Raw genomic sequence first — 18,707 nt, forward strand, 5'->3', positions numbered from 1 at the left:
ATGAAAAAGATATTTTTAATAATTTTAACTTCAGTCAGTGCTGAAGTTTGGGGGCAGGTGGGTATCAATACCAGTAATCCTTCAGCAACATTAGATATTATTTCAAAAGGAAATGATTTGACAACTAAAGCTCTGGAAATTAATAACTCAGACGGATCAGAATTATTTAAACTCCAAAATAATGGGTACCTAGGAATTAATACAGGTACATCTCTACCGACTGATTTACTGCATGTAAAAACTGAGGTGAAACATGAAAATCTGCCTGTTTTGTCTTCTCCTTACAGTCCTCTTGCTGTTGATGCTAGTGGTGCTGCTAAGGTTAAGCCTGCAACAATTCAGTATTTTTACTTTAAACGCAGTTCATCCTTTGGTAACTTTTCGCTTTATAATACAAATATGTATACCAATATTCCTTTTCCTGCAGGAGGAGATGTTCAAGGTAATACAACAGGTTTTGGATTCGGAACAGATGTTTCGGGAACTGTCAATTCACAATCTGCCAGCAATATAAGTTATCTAACGATTCCCGAACCTGGTGTATATCTTTTTGAGATGTATCAGACGGCATTTTGTACCGGACTGCCAACAACATCATCTAATACTGGTCAAATTGCTATCAATACCATATTTGCTACAGCCAGTAATGGAAGTTCAGTTTATTCTACCAATACAATTTTCAGAGATTATGCGGTTGCTCGAAGAAATGGGACAGGAGGAATTCATGTCAGCAGTTATGCGTATGCTAATCCACAGAAGCTTATTATTGCTTATCAAAGTACGGCAGTAAATGAAAAAGTGGCGTTGTTTGTTAATTATGCTGGAGGAGACAGCTATAATACACAAACGTGTCAAATGAATATTCCAAATGGAAGTGATAATTATGGTTACTTAATTGTCACCAAACTTTAGATGGGCTAAAATCACACTTCAAGATTCTAAAAACAAAAATAAAGAAAAACTATTCCCAGGAACTCCTGCAACTTTACTCTATCCAGAGAACAGAAGCAGGAGTTTTTAAATACAGAATTTAGAAAAAAGAGTAATTCTATTCATATTTTACCTTCTGAATTCCTTATATATTACCAATTGCAATATTTATTTGGAGGATTAGTCTTCCTTTGCATGGAAAATGATATTTCCCCGATAGATATTAATTAATGCAGTGAGATCTTCGGTGAATGGTATTGTAGCACCAGCTGATGTTATGCTGATATTTCGGCAGACAAAAATAACAAATACAGGGACTTCCAGAAGTGCATCTGCAGCAAGAACCGGAGGTTTATGTTAATTTTAAGTTAATTAAGAAAGGGATAATACTTTGAATTTTTTTTTTGGTTTTAACCAATTATAATTAGTTTGCTGAACCTTGGTATTCTTTATCAAGGTTTTTTATAATATCAAACAATAAGCAGCATATCAGTAAAGTGTAGTTTTGAATTAAATTTATTCGGCAGAACCAACAAGTGTTTATTTGTTCTAATACTTAATGATATGATAAAAGACAATACGCTAATAAATACTCACGATGTAATAATATCTTCTGTACTTTTTTTCGTGGCTCATTGTCCTCAAACATTAAAAGAGAAATAGGTACCCAAACGGGCCATAGAATCTCTGCAAAAAATAGAAATATAAAAGTTGCAGCCCGTTGCATAATGATATGTTCTTGCTGGGAAAGGGCTAACCAAAGTATTCCTTCTGTTAGCTGTTGGACTCCAAAAATAAATGGAATACATGCAAAAAGATGTTGTGAAGGATGGCGTGTTTTTTTTATACATGCTATGCCAACAGCCGTGAGTGCTATACCTGCTGAAAAACTTGAAATTGCTGAAAAACACATTTGCTTTGGATTTTAGAAGTTATTTTTCGTGACTCTTTTACAGAATAATATTAAACTTACTTGTTATTGATGCGCTGCCTTGCGTTATAAAGTTAATGTCCACTGTAATTTTTTAATATTCTGTTATCTCGATGGAATTGAAGTCTTACAATTAGGATGATAAACTATTGTTTGAATATTCATAATCTACCAATAGCCTATTATCTACATGTTTTATCCCTGGAGTTTTCCATGCAATGTGGCCGGCTTCTTCTTTTTGATACCATGAATTTACGGTTCCTGTTAAAATCACTGTAGCACAGGATACTTGGATGTGAATATCACTATTATAAAGTGCCCAGTTCATGTTCATTGCATGTTCAATATCTTTTTGTTTGATATCATCCATTATTTCTGATGTGATTTTAATATGATTGATGATCTCTTTTACACCTGGTAGATACCGGATTGCATTTTTAGTAATTTCCCGTTGATAATCCCATGGCAGTTCACCTTCTAAAGTCACCTGACCATTTTCTACAATTACTTTGATTTTGTTTTCTGGAATTAATGCATTGGATTTAAAAGTTTTTAAAATCTCTTCAGCAATTTCATCATCAGTTTTTGATAAGGAATCTGGAGATTTAACGGTAATGTTTTCCACTAAAATTTTTACTCCAATAACTTTTTTTTAGCATTTTCGGCTTCTATCTTTTTTGCATAATGATCAACTACCCCAGTAAGGGCAACGACACCGTCTTTTGCGGTCACCCCTATTTCTGCTGCATGTAGTAATGGTTCCCTTTTAATGGCATCCTGAACATTTTTTTGTAATTCTGTATTTGTCTTCATGATAACGTAATTTATTAATCAAAATTCCAGAAACTTTGGAGAAAGCACTATGATATACATCACATTGAAACCTGATACTGGTCAAGAAGGGAAATTGAATTTGTATATAATAATTGCTTATTTTTAGATAACCTATTTATTTGTTATGTCTTACAATATACCCGAAGGTCTTACAGGTCTTACACATGATGAAGTGGTAGCTTCCCGGCAACGAAATGGATATAATCGTTTGGAAGGGGTCCATAAAAATACATGGTTTGATCTTGTCATTAATATTTTAAAAGAACCTATGCTGATCTTGCTTATCATTATTTCTGTCATTTATGTGATAGTGGAGGATTATGGTGAGGCTGCCTTTATGTTTGTGGCTATTGTTGCGGTAACTGCTATTTCTTTTTATCAGGATAATCGCAGTAAAAAAGCTCTGGAGGAACTTGAGAAGCTGAACGAACCTTTAAGTAAGGTCATCAGAAACTCGCAAATAATAGAAATTCCAACCCATGAAATTGTTGTAGGTGATTTATGTGTTACTGAAGAAGGAAAGAATATAAATGCTGATGGAATGATTGTGCACAGCAATGATTTCTCTGTGAATGAATCATCTCTTACGGGCGAAAGTTTTTCAGTTTTTAAGGATCGTAAATCCGAGGACAATCTTGTATATAGCGGTACAGTTACAGTTTCAGGTTTGGCGGTTTTTAAAGTTGAAAAAATAGGCTCAGAAACCCGTGTAGGAAAAATTGGGGAATCTATATTGAATATAAAAGAAGAAATATCACCGTTACAGATCCAGATCCGAAAGTTTGTAAAATGGATGGCTGTTATTGGAATCATTATTTTTCTTATGGTTTGTATCTTCAGCTATATTAAAACCGGAGACCTCATAACGAGTCTTATTAGTGGATTAACCCTGGCAATGTCTGTATTACCTGAGGAAATCCCTGTAGCATTTACAACCTTTATGGCGTTGGGAGCATGGAAGCTTATGCGTGAGGGAATTATCATTAAGCGGAGCAGTATTGTAGAAACTTTAGGAAGTACTACCGTTATCTGTACTGATAAAACCGGAACCATTACTGAGAATTCGATGAAGCTTCAACATTTATATAATTACCTATCCGATAAAATTTATGAAGAAAAAGAATTTAAAAATAATAATTTAAGTGAACTTATTGATTATGCAATGTGGAGTAGTGAACCAGTCCCTTTTGACCCTATGGAAATCACTCTGCATAAAACGTATGACGAAACTCAAAAGAATGATTTACGAAAAGAATATAAAATGTTTCATGAATATCCGCTTGAAGGCAAGCCACCCATGATGACTCATCTTTTTGAGAATGAAAATAAAGATAGAATTATTGCAGCAAAAGGAGCTCCGGAAGCAATTTTGAATGTTTCCCGCCTTTCAGAGACAGAGAAAGAAAAGATAAGGGACATTATAAAAACATTTGGACAGCAAGGTTACCGCGTTTTGGGAGTTGCGAAGTCACATTTTGAAGGGAACAATTTTCCCAAAAGACAGCAGGATTTTGTATTTGAATTTTTAGGGCTGACTGTATTTTATGATCCTCCTAAAAAAGGAATAGAAGAGGTCTTTCAAAGTATTTATGATGCCGGTATTAAGGTAAAGGTTATAACGGGAGATAATGAAGATACAACCAAAGCAATTGCAATACAGGCAGGAATTATCAACATGGCTCCTGCCCTCAATGGTAGTGAAATAATGAATAATACTGAAGAAGCATTAATGGAAATCTCGGAAAAAACTACTTTATTTACCAGGATGTTTCCGGATGCGAAACTTGCAATAGTACATGCGCTGAAAAAGAAAGGCGAAGTGGTAGCCATGCTTGGAGATGGTGTTAATGATGGCCCTGCCTTAAAAGCGGCGCATATTGGAGTTGCCATGGGAAGTAAAGGAACCGAAATTGCCAAATCAGCCGCTGCATTGGTTATAACGAATGATGATTTAGAAAAACTGATTGTGGGAATTGCTGCAGGAAGGAGAATTTATAACAATATTAAAAAGGCGGTTCAGTATATTATTTCCATTCATATTCCTATTATACTGACGGTTTCTATGCCCCTGTTTTTTGGATGGATATTTCCACACATATTTACTCCGGTTCACGTTATTTTCCTTGAATTAGTGATGGGGCCGACCTGTTCTATTGTTTATGAGAATGAGCCCATGGAAAAAAACACAATGAAGCAGCCGCCACGAGCCATCGGAGATACTTTTTTAAGTTTGAGTGAGCTAGGAATCAGCTTTATTCAGGGGGTAGTGATAACCCTCGGAGTTTTATTTGTATATCAGTTTACCGTTCAAAATGGAGGTGATGAAGCCAAGACAAGGGCAATGGTATTCAGTACATTGATCTTTGCCAATATATTACTGAGTTTTGTTAACAGATCATTCTTTTATAGTGTGTTGGAAAGTTTCAGAAACCGTAATCCCTTGCTTATTGGTATTTCCATCTTAGTTCTGGGATTACTTTTTGCAATATTATACGTAAAGCCTGTCTCTCTATTCTTTAAGGTAACAGCACTTAATATAGGTGAATTGGGATTCACTGTTTTCATCGCAGCGGTTTCTGTTTTATGGTTTGAGATTTATAAGTATGTAAGAAGAATAAGAATAGGAAAAGCAAAAGCATAGTGACTACCACCCATTCTTAAGAATACTATATTCTTGAAACTTATAGGAATAAATTAAGAACAGTAGAAATAAATAATTAAAACTTAAATAATGATAGGAAACCAACATCCGTGGCATGATGTTTCACCAGGAGAGCATCTGCCACAAATAGTTACAGCAGTTATTGAGATTCCCACCGGCAGCCGTACAAAATATGAAATAGACAAACTCTCGGGATTAATAAGATTGGATAGGATTCTTTTATCTTCCATGTATTATCCTGCCAATTACGGGATCATACCACAGACCTATTACAGTGATGGAGATCCGTTGGATATTCTTGTGCTATGTTCGGAAAGCCTCGTTCCCCTTACTCTGGTTAATGCGAGGGTGATAGGAATAATGGAGATGATAGACGAAGATAAAAAAGATCATAAAATAATAGCAATAGCTGAAAATGATTCTTCTATGCTGCATATCCATGATATTGAAGAACTGCCGGCTTATACAGTTAATGAGATTCGGAATTTTTTTGAAGAATATAAAAAATTAGAAGGGAAAACGGTACAGGTATTTGGTTTCAAAAATAAGAAAGAAGCTTTCAACTGTATTGAAGAAAGCTTAATGATGTATGCCAAAGAAATCAAACCTAAAATAAAAAATATTTAACCTGATTTCATTTCTGTGTATATTATAGTAGGTTGGTACGAATAAATGAATCATACCTTTTTGAATGGATTAGGCAGCAATCATCTTTTTTGTTTTTCGTTTTCTTTTTTCTTTTTATTAAAATAACCTCTCAGCAAAAAATTGTTCTTAGCGGCGGCCTCTATTTCTCTCAGTTCACCAACACCTTTTTCAATATTAACAATAGTGGAATCTACAGATTTCCCTAATTTAGGATTGTTGGTAAGTTTCGATAATACATTCTCATCATTATTTATTTTCGAAGTAAATTGAATTAGATCATCAGAGCTTTTTTCAAGATTGCGCAGTGTCTTTTCTATTGAAGGAGCTAAAGAATCGTTGGAAGATAATTGAGAAAACACATTATTTTTGTCGTTTAGTTTTGTTGTAAACCTATTAATTTCTTGGGAGCTGTTCCGCAAATTAGAAATGCTGCTTTCAATATTATCTGACCATTTCTTATCGGTAAATATTTTTGATGCAAATCCATTTTATTATTCATAAAAGATGTGAATTTTGCCAGTTCTCGGGAGCTTAGTTGCAGGTTTTCTATGGTCTTGTCAATTCTCGAAGCAAAATCTTTATTGGTCATTATTTTTGTCAATAAACTATTCTTGTTATTCATTTTACCGCTGAACTCCACGAGTTCGTTGGTAATTGTTTTGGCATTATCGGTACTTTGTTTTACACTCGAGAGTATATCATCTATCTCGATGGTTTTATAAGAAGTAATGAAGTCATTATCCTTCACTATAGTGTTAGATTGTGGACCGGGGGTAATAATAAGTATTTTATCACCCATTAATCCGTCAGATGCAATGCTGGCAACTGCATCAGTTTTGATATATTTTTGAACATCCTTTCTAATTAATATCTTTACCAAAACCAATGAATCTGAAATAAAATTTATTTTGCTGACTGTTCCAATGTTAATTCCGGAAAGGCGGACATTACTGCCTTGCTTTAATCCGCTGACGTTTTTAAACTCAGAACGAAGAGCGAAGTTAGAGCCAAACAAATTTCTGTTGACCCCAATAAAGTATATGGTTGTTATGAAAAGAAGGATGCCAACTGTGACAAAAATTCCCAATTTCCAGTTGTTTGATGACTCATTGTTCATGATTGTTCTATTTATTTTTCAAAAAAAGATTTTACCCAATCATCGGCATTATTTTCTATGTCTTTATAGCTGCCCTCAGCCTTAATTAGACCGTCCTTAAGGACGATGACTCTGTCACCGGTATATTTTGCACAGGTTAAATCATGTGTTATGATTATGGATGAGGTATTGTATTGTAGTTTGATATTTCGAATGAGCCCGATAATTTCACGAGCTGTGATGGTATCAAGACCTCCTGTCGGCTCATCATATATGATAATTTCCGGTTTAATGATTAGTGCTCTCGCCAGCCCAATTCTCTTTCTCATTCCTCCGGACAGTTCTGCCGGCAATAGGTCAATCACTTCCTCCAGTCCTACATTTTGTAAAGCTTCTTTAACAGCTGTTTCTATTTCCTGTTCGGTAAGCATTTTATTATTGTGCTGCAATGTAAAAACTAAATTCTCTCTGACCGTCATTGAATCATATAAGGCCCCATTTTGGAATAAAAAACCAATTTTCATTCGGATCCGGTTGAGTCCTTCCTCATCCAATTTTGTTATATCCTTTCCCGATATAAATATTTCTCCTTTATCAACTTTTGTAAGGCCAACAAGGCATTTAACCGTAACTGACTTCCCCGAGCCCGATTTTCCTAAAATGACCAGGTTTTCTCCTCTTCCAACGGTAAAGCTGATTCCATTGAGTACCTTATTACTGCCATATGATTTGTAAACATTTTTAAATTCTATCAATGTTTCGCAGTTTTGTAATTCATTATACTCGGCTGTAAATTTTTCCCTATTTTCCATCATAATTCAAAAAATAAGTCGGTTATCTGTACGGCTATAAGATCAATGATAAAAATGATCAATGATGCTGAAACTACGGCTGAATTTGCCGCTTTTCCTACACTTTTAGTTCCCCCCGAAGCATTAAATCCTTCATAACAACCAATAATACCAATAAAAAATCCAAAAAAGAAGGTTTTAATGATAGCCGGTAAAATATCTTCATATTCTAACGATTGAAATACATGAGAAAAATAATGTTCAAGATTGCTTTCGCTGTGCATATTGATGCCGATAAAGCCACCGATAATCCCAATCAGATCGGCATATAGTACTAAAACAGGAATCATTAATGTCGTAGCAAGAGTTCTGGTTATCACCAGATACCGATAAGGATTGATCGCTGAAACCTCCATGGCATCAATTTGTTCTGTGACTTTCATAGAACCCAGTTCTGCTCCAATTCCTGACGAAACTCTTCCTGCACAAATCAAAGCCGTAATGACCGGTGCAATTTCTCTTATTAATGACAGTGAAACCATACCGGGTATCATAGATTCTGCACCGAACCTTGCCATAGCCGGACGTGACTGTATAGTGAGCACCAATCCCATGATAAAAGCTGTTATCGTTACTAAAGGCAATGACTGGTAACCAACAACAAAACACTGTCGTATAAACTCTTTAAACTCAAATCCCGGTTTTAAAATTTCTTTAAAAAAGCGACGGGAGAATAAAGCTATATTGCCTGCGATGCTAAGATAATTTTTAAAATAGGTTTTCACGATGTTGGATTTAAAATATTCCAGTGCATTTTGTTTATAATCTATAGGATTAAACCTATCAAGAAAACCGGTGGCTTGCAATGCTTAGAAATGGGGTAAAGGTTTATTAGTTATAAATCATACTCATAATCCACTTCTAACTTATTTTTTACATCCTGTATACCAGGCGTTTTCCAGGCAATACGACCAGCCTCTTCCTTTTGATGCCAGGTATGTACTGTCCCTGTTAATGTGGCAGTAGTTCCGGTTACGGACACCCTGATTTCACTATTATCGATTGAACTTCTGTCAAGTGCCCTCTCAATATCACTCTTTTCAACAGCGTCCCGGATTTCTGGGTTAATGGTGATATTATTGTAAATACCTTTGACGCCAGGTAGATACTTGACCGAATTTTCTGTAATTTCCCTTAAGTACTCCCAAGATACTTCACCATCCAGATCCACCCAGCCATCTTCTACTTTTACTGTTATTTTTTCTTGTGGAATAAATGAGTTTGCATTAAATGCGGTTATAATTTCACTGGCGATTTCGACATCGGTTTTTGAGCGGGGGGCTGGTAATTTTACTTCAATATCTTCTACCAAAACCCTTACCCCTGTAACATTTTTTGCGGCATGTTCAGCCTGCAGCTTTTTTGCATAACTGTCTACATTACCTGTAAGGGAAACAATTCCGTTATTTACAACAACACCAATTTCTGCTGAATACAGCAAAGGTTCCCATTGAATGGCATCCTGAACATCTTTTTGTAATTCTGCATTTGTTTTCATTTTTTATACAGTTTTATACTTCAAAGTTCCAGCAACTTCACAAAATATAAGATGACCAACATCACAATCAATCATGATGTTAATCAGGATAAATGCTTGGTGGTGTGTGTTTTATTGTTGAAATTTGGATAGCTATGTACGTGTGTAGCTTAAAAAAAATAAAAATGGACAAAACTATTTTAACAATAACACTGAACCCATCAGTAGACAAAAGCAGCAGTGTTCAGAGCGTCGTTCCCGAAAAGAAATTGCGTTGTAATTCTCCTATATATGAACCGGGTGGGGGCGGAGTTAATGTATCGAGAGCCTTAAAAAGATTGGGAGTAGTCTCAGATATTTTTTTTACTTCAGGGGGAAGGACCGGAAGATTGCTTGAAAAGTTGCTTAAGGGCGAGAAGCTGAATATATTCCCTTCCCATATTACTTCAGAAACGCGGGAAAATTTCATTGTTTTGGATATCTCCACCAACAAACAGTATCGATTTGGATTTCCCGGAGAAGAGCTGACGCAGGAACAGCAAAAAGAAATTCTAAGCATTTTGCCTACCATAAATCCCTGTCCGGATTTTGTCGTCATCAGTGGTAGTTTACCAACAAATACAAATCCGAATTTTCTAAGAAGACTTGTTAATATCTATAAGGCAATGGGAACTAAGGTAATTATCGATACATCAGGAGAAGCTCTTAGAACAGCGGTAGAAGAAGGGGTGTTTTTATTAAAACCTAATATTGGAGAACTTGCCTTTTTAGTGGGAAAAGAAAAACTGGAAGAAACTGATATAGATCAAGCTGCCCGGCTTATCATTTCACAGGGTAAAGCTGAGATTGTGGTAGTATCATTGGGCTCTCAGGGTGCTGTCTTATTTTCAGGAAGTGAAAAAATTAAGATTGAGGCACCGGTTGTTGAAGTAAAAAGCACTGTTGGCGCTGGAGACAGCATGGTTGCAGGAATGGTTTCGGTTTTGGTAAAGGGAGGTGATTATAAAGAAGTCCTTTCCATGGGAATTGCTTGTGGATCTGCCACTACAATGACCGAAGGAACAGGACTTTTTACCAGGGAAAATGCGAAGCACTTATTTTATAAAATTTGGAAATAACTTTTACTTAAAAATGATATCATAGTTAGCTCCAATTTTTGTCTGCGAAATTATTCTACTATATGTGAACGTAAAGGCCAAGCCATTTTCTGATGTATTTCTAAGAGGCGCGTTATAAAATGACTTGTTGCTACGTCGTGTAAGTCATCCTTACAGTTCATGGTATATTCACAAAGTCTAAGAATAAGACTTTCATGATCTTGTAATAATTCTGTAATAAAAGCATGGCTGTTATGTCTCTCCCCATTTTGTTCTGTAAAATGTGTTGAACTTACGTACGATTTTAGAGTTGCCGGTACATACTGACCGAGAGAACGTATTCTTTCTGCAATACTGTTGATGATATCATCCAATTGTTTGCATTGAGTATCAAAAAAAGTACGTTTGTCATGATAGTCAGCTCCCTCAACATTCCAATGGGCATTTTTTGTTTTTATATATAAAACGTTTTCATCTGCCAATATTTTTATGAGCTGATCCGCGATTGCCTGCCGATGATTGTCTGCTATTCCTATTTGTATTTTCATTTTAATTTTAATTGGTTTTATTGTTTTTTAGTATCCCAGAGAAATACATATTACTATTTTGCAGACATTCCACCATCAATGATCTGAGTTGTTCCTGTAATGAACTGACTGTCTTCGCTTGCAAGAAATAAAGCCAGTTTTGCAATTTCAATAGGTTCAGCATAACGTCCTAATGGTATTGCCGCCTCAAATTGCTTCTTAACCTCTTCACCATGTCCTGCAGATGAGCTTTCTTCTATAGAACGCATCATTCTGTTATTTACCGGAGAAGGGTGAATTGTATTCACTCTGATTTTTCGCGAAGATGCTTCAAGGGCTGTAGTTCTCATAATGCCAACTACGGCATGTTTACTGGTGACATAAGCACTTAACCCTGCAAACCCCAATATTCCAGCCACAGATGAAGTTATAATGATGCTTCCACCATCATTCATTTGAGGTAAAACATATTTATTGCCCAGCCATACCCCTTTGACATTGACGGATATAATTGTATCAAAAATATCTTCAGGATAGTGCTCAATTGGCTTCACAACTCCTTCAATACCGGCATTGTTGAAAAACACATCTATTTTTCCAAATAGTTTTATGGTCTCCGCAACATAGTGTTTAACATCAGCAGCTTTTGAAACATCAGCAACTGCATATCTTATATGCTCGCTATTTAATTCGTAGGCAGCTTCTTGTAATTCTTTTTCAGAGAGGTCGACGAGCATTACTTTTGCTCCCTCTTCTAAAAATAGTTTAGCTGTAATTTTGCCAATGCTTCCGGAGCCGCCTGTTATAATGGCTATTTTATTTTCTAATTTGCTCATGAGTTCAGATTTATTTAATGAATAGATTTTGGTAATTTTTTAATAGTAATCTATATTGAACTGAAATTGACCTGCAGAAAAAGTTATCTTCCACAGGTCAAAGATTAAATCCGGGATTAATAAAAATCATACTCATAATTAACTTCCAGTTCATTCTTTACATTCCATATACCCGGAGTTTTCCAGGCAATACGACCGGCTTCTTCTTTCTGATACAGTGAATTTGCAGTTCCCGTTAAAGTTACTGTTGTTCCCAAAACGGATACTTTAATATCATTATCATAAATTGAGCTTCTTTTCAATGCGTCCTGAATGTCTTTTTTTTGTATCGCATCGTCTAATTCTGATTTAATTGTAATTTTATTGATCAAACCTTTTACACCGGTAAGATATTTTACTACACTTGCTGCTTCCTCTTTTTGGTAATGCCACGGTAATTCACCTTCTAAGGTTACCCATCCATCTTCAACTTTTACCATTATTTTATCATCGGGAACAGAGTAATTAGATTGTAAGGCATCCAGTGCTTCCTTGGCTACTTCGGCATCAGCCTTTTTCAATGAGCTTGGAAATTTTACTTCAATGTTTTCAACTAAAGCCTTAACACCTGCAACTTTTTTCGCAGCATTTTCTGCTTCTGCTTTTTTCGCATAATTGTCAACTATGCCGGTAAGAGAGATCACACCGTCTTTTGCAATAACGCCAATTTCTGCAGCATGCAGTAATGGCTCCCATTTAATGGCATTTTGAACATCTCTTTGTAATTTTGCATTTGTTTTCATTTCAATTTTTTTTGGATTAATAAATGTTTAAAGTTTGCTCATTGCAAGAATTTTATAGTTGCATCTAATTCTTAGAGTACTTTTTGCTTAAGTCAATGCTGTATGTTAATTCATCCCAAAGGTCACGAACCTGCATGAGAAATAATATGACAGGTATCACTGCAAAAAATGATACTGATCAGTTCAACACTTCAATCTTTTAAACGCATAAAATTTTAAATCGATTTGCTTTTAGTAAGTATTTGGAAAGCGTTGAAAAAAACAGATTAAAGTATAGCGATATCATTATTTTTAGTGATGGCAGTCATTATTTGACAGTATGGTAATTTGGAAATTTGTAGCATAAACTTCAGATTATGAAAGCTTTTTTAACATTCACCATTATTCTTTGCTTTACAATAATTACACAAGCTCAGGATTTGAAAACAACAAACGAGATTACTTCTTTACTTAAAGACAATGGTAAGCTCTCAAAGCTGCATTATCCGCAATCGGTTATTAGGTTTTATACCGGAAATAATTCTGAATATGCGTGGATAACTCCAGAGAAATCAGATCAGCCTGAAACTGCAATGTTACTGTTGGAATATTCCTATCGATTTGGTCTTTCTTTATCTGATTATCATTGGGATGCCATTTCTCTTCAGAAATTAAGAAAATTGCGAGATACTCCTGTTGAAGAAAATCAAAAGGAAAAAGCTGAGTTCGATATTCTGATGACGGACGCCCTTCTCACATTCATCAATAACATGCATTTAGGGAAATACAACCCTTTGTATAAATCATCATATATTGATTCCAATGATATAAATGGATTTCGATCCGACCATATACTGCTGAATGCAAGACAGCAGACAGATTTTCTTAAGACAATCCTTGAGGTTCAGCCTAAAATAAAAGAATACACGAATTTCCAGAACTATTTAAATACTCTCTATGAGGAAGATGATTGTATAGCTCCACAAAGGGAATCTGAAAAAATCATCATCAATATGGAGCGCTTACGGTGGATTGATACCCATGATACTTCCTATATCCTGGTCAATATTCCTTCCTATACATTGAAACTTTATCACCAGGATGATGTATCTGATTTTAAAGTGATTATAGGAAAGCCAACCACCAAAACGCCAGTTTTGAGCAGCAGTATTCGTTATTTTACAACAGCGCCTGACTGGAAGGTTCCCCAAAGTATTTTCATAAAAGAAATGCTGCCTAAAATCTTAAAAAGTCCTCAGTATTTAGAGAACCATCATTATTCAGTTTATGATAAAAATGGAAATCAGGTTGAAATAAGTTCATCAAAACTAAAAGAGATCCGTCAAAACCCTTACCGATATAGTATAAGACAATCATCCGGATGTGATAATGCATTGGGGGCGGTGGTTTTTAGATTTGACAACTCTTATGGGATATATCTTCATGATACTTCTCAAAAACAATTGTTTAGTAAAGATGAAAGAGCTTTGAGTCACGGGTGTATTCGTGTTGAGAATGCTAAAGAGCTGGCAGCTCTCCTATTAAAAAACGATGGTTTAGGAAACAAGATTCCTGTTTTGGAAAATGCAATGTCAGAGTATAAAAGAAAAGATTTTGTTCTAAAGCAACCTGTTCCGATTATTATAACCTATCTGACCTGTCTTATAACGGATGGAAAGCCTGTATTATATAAGGATATTTACCATTTAGATGATTCATTAGAAAATATGTTTAACCAAAATAAATAATCAGATTATGAGAACGATTTTAGTCGCTACAGACTACTCAAAGTCAGCGCGAAATGCTGCTTTTTATGCACTTCACTTGGCTCATGCCCTGAAAGCCAACATCGATTTATGCCATGCCTTTGGGTTACCGATTGAAAGTCCAATGCTTGGGCAGATCGCGTGGTCTGTATACGAATATCCAGATTTATATGAAGAAAATACAAAAGAGCTTAAAAAGTTGGTAAAGGCACTGGAAGACAGAGAAAAAGTTGTATGGGGAGATGAAGCTTTCCCATTTCATCCTTCAATACATTATGGAAGTGAGGGAGGCGATGCAGTTCATGTGATTAACAATATGGCAGCCGAGAAAAAACCGCTTCTTATCGTCATGGGTATGCAAGGAGCAGGGATGCTTACCCGTTTTATTTTCGGAAGCAACAGCATACAGATGATTGAAAACACAAAGTATCCGCTTCTTTTAGTTCCCTTAAACCATAAATATAATGGGCTTAAGAAGATTTCTTTCGCTACAGATCTGAATAAAAAAGACATAAAAACAGCCCAATTATTAATTGAATTTGCCAAATACTTTGATGCTGAGCTTTTAATTACCCATATTATTCAGAGTGATAATGATGTGATCCAGGATGCCACTTATGAACATAAGAAAGAGGCATTTCTAAAGAACCTTAATGGTAAAATTTGCTACAACTGTATATACAGTGAAAATATAGATTATGGCTTGGAAATATTAAAATACAAAGACATCGATATGTTAGTGATGGGCCATCATGACAAAAGTTTTTTCAAAAGACTATTTTTGGGAAGTCATGCCGCAAGACAGGCTGTAGAATTGGAAATTCCACTATTAACGATTCCTGAAAATGGTCATATTCATTTTTGAATTAATTATTATATATAATTATAATTGTTTATAATAAAAATAATATTGAATACGAAAACATTTTCATAGATCATATATGTTCATTATGCTAAAATGTATAACTTTATATATCTGCATAATACGATAACTATGGAAAGTGCCAAACTGTTGCAAGCCATTATTGAAACGGCTATTGACGGTATTATAACCATTGATGACAGGGGGAAAATAGAAAGCCTGAATCCCTCTGCACTAAAAATATTTGGCTACAAAGAGGAAGAATTAATCGGAAAAAATATTTCAGTATTAATGCCGGAACCCGATAAAAGCAGACATGATGGTTACCTTATTCATTATCAGACTACCGGAGAAAAGAAAATCATTGGAAAAGGAAGGGAAGTCAGAGGATTAAGAAAGGATGGGACACAATTTCCTTTTAGGCTTGCTGTAAGCGAAGTACAATATCAGGATAGGATGATTTATACAGGTTTTATCCACGATCTTTCCAAAGAAAAAGAAGCGGAAGAATCTCTTAAAAGGTATGCTGGTGAGCTGGAAGAATTAGTCGAAAACCGTACAAAATCACTAAAAGAAATGCTTTATGAATTGGAGGTGGCCAAGGAAGAAGCTAATATATCGCTGGAAAAAGAAAAGGATCTTAACAAAATGAAAAGCCGGTTCGTATCAATGGCATCACACGAGTTTCGAACCCCTTTAAGTTCTATGCAGCTTTCTGCCGTACTTATTGAAAAATATCTTCAAACTTCAGACAATATCCAAATATTAAAACATCTCCATAAGATAAAAAATGCAATTGCCAGTTTGAACTCCATCCTCAATGATTTTCTTTCCTTAGAAAAATTGGATACCGGAATTGTAAAACCCCATTATGATTCATTTGATATTGTTAAGTTTTCAGAAGAACTTACAGAAGAAATGCAGCTTATCACCAAAGAAGACCAAATTATAATTTACCAGCACACAGGATCAGAGAGTGAAATAAATCTGGATCAAAACTTATTAAGAAATTGTTTAATGAACTTAATGAGCAATGCTATAAAATATTCAGGAGAACATACGTTGATTGAATTCTCTACAGAAATAAATGAAGATAGGTATGTGTTTTCAGTAAAGGATAATGGAATAGGAATACCCGAAGGAGACCAATCCGGTCTTTTTCAGCCATTTTTCAGGGCACATAATATAGGAAATATTCCCGGAACAGGTTTAGGTCTCAATATTGTTCAGCGGTATGTAAATCTCATGGATGGTCGGGTTCATTTTGAAAGTAAATCAGATAAAGGTACTGAGTTTACCTTATCATTTCATAAAAATTCAGCTAACAACACTCCAATTTAGTACCAATGGAAAAGACACGCCTACTGATAATCGAAGATAATGACGATATCCGCGAAAGCACTTCGGAGATTCTTCAGCTTGCCAGTTATGAAGTATTTCAGGCTTCTAATGGTAAACAGGGAGTAGATCTGGCCATTAAGCATATACCGGATGTGATATTATGTGATATTATGATGCCGGAGCTTGACGGATATGGGGTTTTACATCTTTTAAGCAAAAGAGAGGATACTGCGCTTATCCCTTTTATTTTTATAACGGCAAAAACGGATCGGATAGAAATCCGAAAAGGAATAGAAATGGGGGCGGATGACTACCTTACTAAGCCATTTGATGATATAGAACTCCTCAGTGCTATTGAAAGCCGATTGAAAAAGAAAGAACGTCAGAAAAGCCTTTATAGCAATATTCTTAGTCAAATGACCAATTTATTTCATGGTTCGCACGGACTTGATGAATTAAAGAAAGCTTTTGATGAACGAAAAGTCAAATCTTTTAAAAAGAAACAGATTATCTATTATGAGGGTGATACTGCAAATGCTGTTTATCTTATTATATCAGGCTCGGTGAAAACAACAAAAATGACAGAAGACGGAAAAGAATTCATGACAGCAGTCTACAGTCCGGAAGAATATTTTGGAATCACTTCATTATTTGCAGGAAAAGAATATAAAGAGACAGCTGAAGTATTGGAGGATACTAACTTATGCTCAGTTCCCAGAGAAGTTATTGATCAACTACTGTATAAATATCCGGACATAGCGGAAAAATTCATCAAAATTCTTGCCCAGAATGTTATTACCCACGAAGAGCAGCTATTGCAGCTTGCTTATTTTTCTGTGAGAAAAAGAATGGCGGAAGTTTTACTTAAGCTGCATACAAAACATCCTCACACTGAAAATTTTGAAATTTCAAGAGAAAACCTTGCTTCTATGGCTGGAATGGCTATTGAGACGGTAAGCAGAATTCTGAGTGATTTTAAAGAAGAAAATTTAATAGATAGAAATGCAGGCAGGATTACGATATTGGATGTTCCCCGTCTTCAAAAATTAAAAAACTAATCTCTGTCACTTTTTATAATGATTTTATACATTGAATAGTGATAATGGGATCTATACATTTGATGATTCAAAAGACAGTATGAAAGTCATCGTTTATCATATCAGCCAGGAAGATAAAAAGCTTCTGGCTTTGGCTAATCGTAAAAAACATAAAATTACGATCATAATAAATCCTTTAAGTGAAGCTACCGTTCATTTTGCAGAAGCAAAAGATACTGCCATAATCATTGATCAGGAAAACCTAGTTTCAAACAGGCTTATTTTTAAACTTATATCCTTTGGGATTAGATATTTTATCTTCAGATTCCAGGAACAGGCTCCTGTGGATGTATCAATAATTCAGGATGCCGGATTGAAATACATTACCATAACAGATTCAACATTGAAGATTTCCTCAATAATTAAAATTCTCGATGCCTGGGAAAAAAGTGATTAGTATCATTTCAAAACGCAACGATCGTCATAATTTAAAAATTATTTCTCTTATACCTTTGAAGTATAAACCTTAAAATAATTGTGTTATGAAAACTTTGGAAAAAACCAATCCATCAAATGGATCTCAATCATTAGAATCTCTGGTAGAAGATTTTTGGAAGAATGATGAATTTGGCTAAAACGGAGCCAACAGTTAACATTATTGATAAAAATGGTGTTTATAAGCTTAAAGTATCAGCTCCGGGATTTAAGAAAAAGGATTTCAAAGTTGCAGTTGAGGACGGAACATTGATCATCAGTGCTGCAACCAGTGCAGAGAAAAAAGAAGAAAAAGAAAATTATGTCAGAAAAGAGTTTTCAGCTTCCTCGTTTGTCCGCAGTTTCCGCTTACCGGATAGTATTAGTTTAGGCCATATAAAAGCCAATTATAAAGGGGGATTATTAAATATTACCATTAATAAATCTAATCTGGATAAAAAAGAAGTAAAAGAGATCAAAATACGCTAAAATTTTTCAGTATTAATTCATAAAAACCTATTACTATTATCACTGTCATTACAAATATGGATTCAGATTTGATTCGGACAAATTAAAC

Annotated in this window: 21 protein-coding genes; 10 read left to right on the forward strand and 11 right to left on the reverse strand. The window is 35.1% G+C overall.

Annotated features, from left to right (window positions below):
- A complete protein-coding gene (locus CQ046_RS02665) occupies positions 1–912 on the forward strand; it encodes a hypothetical protein (protein WP_105700786.1) in 912 nt (303 codons plus the stop codon).
- A gap of 574 nt (positions 913–1,486) precedes the next feature.
- Here the strand turns inward: CQ046_RS02665 and CQ046_RS02670 are convergent.
- The 3 genes from CQ046_RS02670 to CQ046_RS23835 all read right to left on the reverse strand — a co-directional run bounded on the left by CQ046_RS02670 (position 1,487) and on the right by CQ046_RS23835 (position 2,674).
- The gene (locus tag CQ046_RS02670; protein WP_105700787.1) at positions 1,487–1,843 is read right to left on the reverse strand and encodes a DUF6629 family protein; all 357 of its coding nucleotides are present in this window, start codon (positions 1,841–1,843) and stop codon (positions 1,487–1,489) included.
- Between the two features lie 151 nt (positions 1,844–1,994).
- Entirely contained in the window at positions 1,995–2,486 is a 492-nt protein-coding gene (locus CQ046_RS02675) for a BON domain-containing protein (protein WP_228406861.1), read from the reverse strand.
- An 8-nt stretch (positions 2,487–2,494) separates the two neighbouring features.
- Positions 2,495–2,674 (reverse strand): BON domain-containing protein, encoded by a 180-nt coding sequence (locus tag CQ046_RS23835; RefSeq protein ID WP_228406862.1) that lies wholly within the window; start codon positions 2,672–2,674, stop codon positions 2,495–2,497.
- Positions 2,675–2,819: 145 nt separating this feature from the next.
- Here CQ046_RS23835 and CQ046_RS02680 point away from each other — a divergent pair, with 145 nt between their 5' ends.
- Complete coding sequence (locus CQ046_RS02680) at positions 2,820–5,336, forward strand: cation-translocating P-type ATPase (RefSeq protein ID WP_105700788.1); 2,517 nt, start codon at positions 2,820–2,822, stop codon at positions 5,334–5,336.
- Positions 5,337–5,426: 90 nt separating this feature from the next.
- Positions 5,427–5,984, forward strand: a complete 558-nt coding sequence (locus CQ046_RS02685) for an inorganic diphosphatase (protein ID WP_105700789.1) — start codon at positions 5,427–5,429, stop codon at positions 5,982–5,984.
- A gap of 80 nt (positions 5,985–6,064) precedes the next feature.
- Here CQ046_RS02685 and CQ046_RS23840 read toward each other — a convergent pair whose 3' ends face one another.
- From CQ046_RS23840 to CQ046_RS02705, 5 genes are all read right to left on the reverse strand, one after another.
- Entirely contained in the window at positions 6,065–6,364 is a 300-nt protein-coding gene (locus tag CQ046_RS23840) for a hypothetical protein (RefSeq protein ID WP_228406864.1), read from the reverse strand.
- A gap of 14 nt (positions 6,365–6,378) precedes the next feature.
- Positions 6,379–7,122, reverse strand: a complete 744-nt coding sequence (locus tag CQ046_RS02690) for an MlaD family protein (protein ID WP_228406865.1) — start codon at positions 7,120–7,122, stop codon at positions 6,379–6,381.
- 11 nt (positions 7,123–7,133) lie between these two features.
- Positions 7,134–7,913, reverse strand: a complete 780-nt coding sequence (locus tag CQ046_RS02695) for an ABC transporter ATP-binding protein (protein ID WP_105700928.1) — start codon at positions 7,911–7,913, stop codon at positions 7,134–7,136.
- Positions 7,913–8,677, reverse strand: coding sequence for an MlaE family ABC transporter permease (locus tag CQ046_RS02700; protein ID WP_105700929.1), 765 nt, complete (start codon positions 8,675–8,677; stop codon positions 7,913–7,915). The genes CQ046_RS02695 and CQ046_RS02700 overlap by 1 nt, the downstream gene beginning before the upstream one ends.
- A gap of 110 nt (positions 8,678–8,787) precedes the next feature.
- Positions 8,788–9,450 (reverse strand): BON domain-containing protein, encoded by a 663-nt coding sequence (locus CQ046_RS02705; RefSeq protein ID WP_105700790.1) that lies wholly within the window; start codon positions 9,448–9,450, stop codon positions 8,788–8,790.
- 164 nt (positions 9,451–9,614) lie between these two features.
- On the opposite strand from CQ046_RS02705, the gene CQ046_RS02710 reads away from it, so the two are divergent.
- Positions 9,615–10,547, forward strand: a complete 933-nt coding sequence (locus CQ046_RS02710; protein ID WP_105700791.1) for a 1-phosphofructokinase family hexose kinase — start codon at positions 9,615–9,617, stop codon at positions 10,545–10,547.
- 50 nt (positions 10,548–10,597) lie between these two features.
- Here CQ046_RS02710 and CQ046_RS02715 read toward each other — a convergent pair whose 3' ends face one another.
- From CQ046_RS02715 to CQ046_RS02725, 3 genes are all read right to left on the reverse strand, one after another.
- Entirely contained in the window at positions 10,598–11,074 is a 477-nt protein-coding gene (locus CQ046_RS02715) for a Dps family protein (RefSeq protein WP_034692183.1), read from the reverse strand.
- A 53-nt stretch (positions 11,075–11,127) separates the two neighbouring features.
- Entirely contained in the window at positions 11,128–11,889 is a 762-nt protein-coding gene (locus CQ046_RS02720) for an SDR family NAD(P)-dependent oxidoreductase (protein ID WP_105700792.1), read from the reverse strand.
- A gap of 116 nt (positions 11,890–12,005) precedes the next feature.
- Positions 12,006–12,671, reverse strand: coding sequence for a BON domain-containing protein (locus tag CQ046_RS02725; RefSeq protein WP_105700793.1), 666 nt, complete (start codon positions 12,669–12,671; stop codon positions 12,006–12,008).
- A gap of 356 nt (positions 12,672–13,027) precedes the next feature.
- Here CQ046_RS02725 and CQ046_RS02730 point away from each other — a divergent pair, with 356 nt between their 5' ends.
- The 6 genes from CQ046_RS02730 to CQ046_RS02755 all read left to right on the forward strand — a co-directional run bounded on the left by CQ046_RS02730 (position 13,028) and on the right by CQ046_RS02755 (position 18,619).
- Positions 13,028–14,398 carry a L,D-transpeptidase family protein gene (locus CQ046_RS02730; protein WP_105700794.1) on the forward strand — a complete coding sequence of 457 codons (1,371 nt, stop codon included), beginning with the start codon at positions 13,028–13,030 and terminating at the stop codon, positions 14,396–14,398.
- 7 nt (positions 14,399–14,405) lie between these two features.
- A complete protein-coding gene (locus CQ046_RS02735; protein WP_105700795.1) occupies positions 14,406–15,281 on the forward strand; it encodes a universal stress protein in 876 nt (291 codons plus the stop codon).
- Positions 15,282–15,410: 129 nt separating this feature from the next.
- The gene (locus tag CQ046_RS02740) at positions 15,411–16,619 is read left to right on the forward strand and encodes a PAS domain-containing sensor histidine kinase (RefSeq protein WP_105700796.1); all 1,209 of its coding nucleotides are present in this window, start codon (positions 15,411–15,413) and stop codon (positions 16,617–16,619) included.
- 5 nt (positions 16,620–16,624) lie between these two features.
- A complete protein-coding gene (locus CQ046_RS02745) occupies positions 16,625–17,677 on the forward strand; it encodes a response regulator (RefSeq protein WP_105700797.1) in 1,053 nt (350 codons plus the stop codon).
- A gap of 31 nt (positions 17,678–17,708) precedes the next feature.
- Entirely contained in the window at positions 17,709–18,113 is a 405-nt protein-coding gene (locus CQ046_RS02750; protein ID WP_105700798.1) for a hypothetical protein, read from the forward strand.
- 161 nt (positions 18,114–18,274) lie between these two features.
- The gene (locus CQ046_RS02755) at positions 18,275–18,619 is read left to right on the forward strand and encodes an Hsp20/alpha crystallin family protein (RefSeq protein ID WP_228406866.1); all 345 of its coding nucleotides are present in this window, start codon (positions 18,275–18,277) and stop codon (positions 18,617–18,619) included.
- Positions 18,620–18,707 lie beyond the last annotated feature (88 nt).

Origin of the sequence: Chryseobacterium sp. MYb7, from assembly GCF_002979455.1 — a bacterium.
Lineage (GTDB): Bacteria > Bacteroidota > Bacteroidia > Flavobacteriales > Weeksellaceae > Chryseobacterium.

Excerpts from the sequence above, each read along its gene's own strand:
- CQ046_RS02735 (WP_105700795.1), top strand. The coding sequence starts at position 14,406 with ATGAGAACGATTTTAGTCGCTACAGACTACTCAAAGTCAGCGCGAAAT.
- CQ046_RS23835 (WP_228406862.1), bottom strand. The coding sequence starts at position 2,674 with ATGAAGACAAATACAGAATTACAAAAAAATGTTCAGGATGCCATTAAA.
- CQ046_RS02710 (WP_105700791.1), top strand. The coding sequence starts at position 9,615 with ATGGACAAAACTATTTTAACAATAACACTGAACCCATCAGTAGACAAA.
- CQ046_RS02755 (WP_228406866.1), top strand. The coding sequence starts at position 18,275 with ATGATGAATTTGGCTAAAACGGAGCCAACAGTTAACATTATTGATAAA.
- CQ046_RS02695 (WP_105700928.1), bottom strand. The coding sequence starts at position 7,913 with ATGGAAAATAGGGAAAAATTTACAGCCGAGTATAATGAATTACAAAAC.
- CQ046_RS02680 (WP_105700788.1), top strand. The coding sequence starts at position 2,820 with ATGTCTTACAATATACCCGAAGGTCTTACAGGTCTTACACATGATGAA.
- CQ046_RS02730 (WP_105700794.1), top strand. The coding sequence starts at position 13,028 with ATGAAAGCTTTTTTAACATTCACCATTATTCTTTGCTTTACAATAATT.
- CQ046_RS02670 (WP_105700787.1), bottom strand. The coding sequence starts at position 1,843 with ATGTGTTTTTCAGCAATTTCAAGTTTTTCAGCAGGTATAGCACTCACG.
- CQ046_RS02685 (WP_105700789.1), top strand. The coding sequence starts at position 5,427 with ATGATAGGAAACCAACATCCGTGGCATGATGTTTCACCAGGAGAGCAT.
- CQ046_RS02665 (WP_105700786.1), top strand. The coding sequence starts at position 1 with ATGAAAAAGATATTTTTAATAATTTTAACTTCAGTCAGTGCTGAAGTT.
- CQ046_RS02705 (WP_105700790.1), bottom strand. The coding sequence starts at position 9,450 with ATGAAAACAAATGCAGAATTACAAAAAGATGTTCAGGATGCCATTCAA.
- CQ046_RS02740 (WP_105700796.1), top strand. The coding sequence starts at position 15,411 with ATGGAAAGTGCCAAACTGTTGCAAGCCATTATTGAAACGGCTATTGAC.
- CQ046_RS02715 (WP_034692183.1), bottom strand. The coding sequence starts at position 11,074 with ATGAAAATACAAATAGGAATAGCAGACAATCATCGGCAGGCAATCGCG.
- CQ046_RS02690 (WP_228406865.1), bottom strand. The coding sequence starts at position 7,122 with ATGAACAATGAGTCATCAAACAACTGGAAATTGGGAATTTTTGTCACA.
- CQ046_RS02745 (WP_105700797.1), top strand. The coding sequence starts at position 16,625 with ATGGAAAAGACACGCCTACTGATAATCGAAGATAATGACGATATCCGC.
- CQ046_RS02720 (WP_105700792.1), bottom strand. The coding sequence starts at position 11,889 with ATGAGCAAATTAGAAAATAAAATAGCCATTATAACAGGCGGCTCCGGA.
- CQ046_RS02725 (WP_105700793.1), bottom strand. The coding sequence starts at position 12,671 with ATGAAAACAAATGCAAAATTACAAAGAGATGTTCAAAATGCCATTAAA.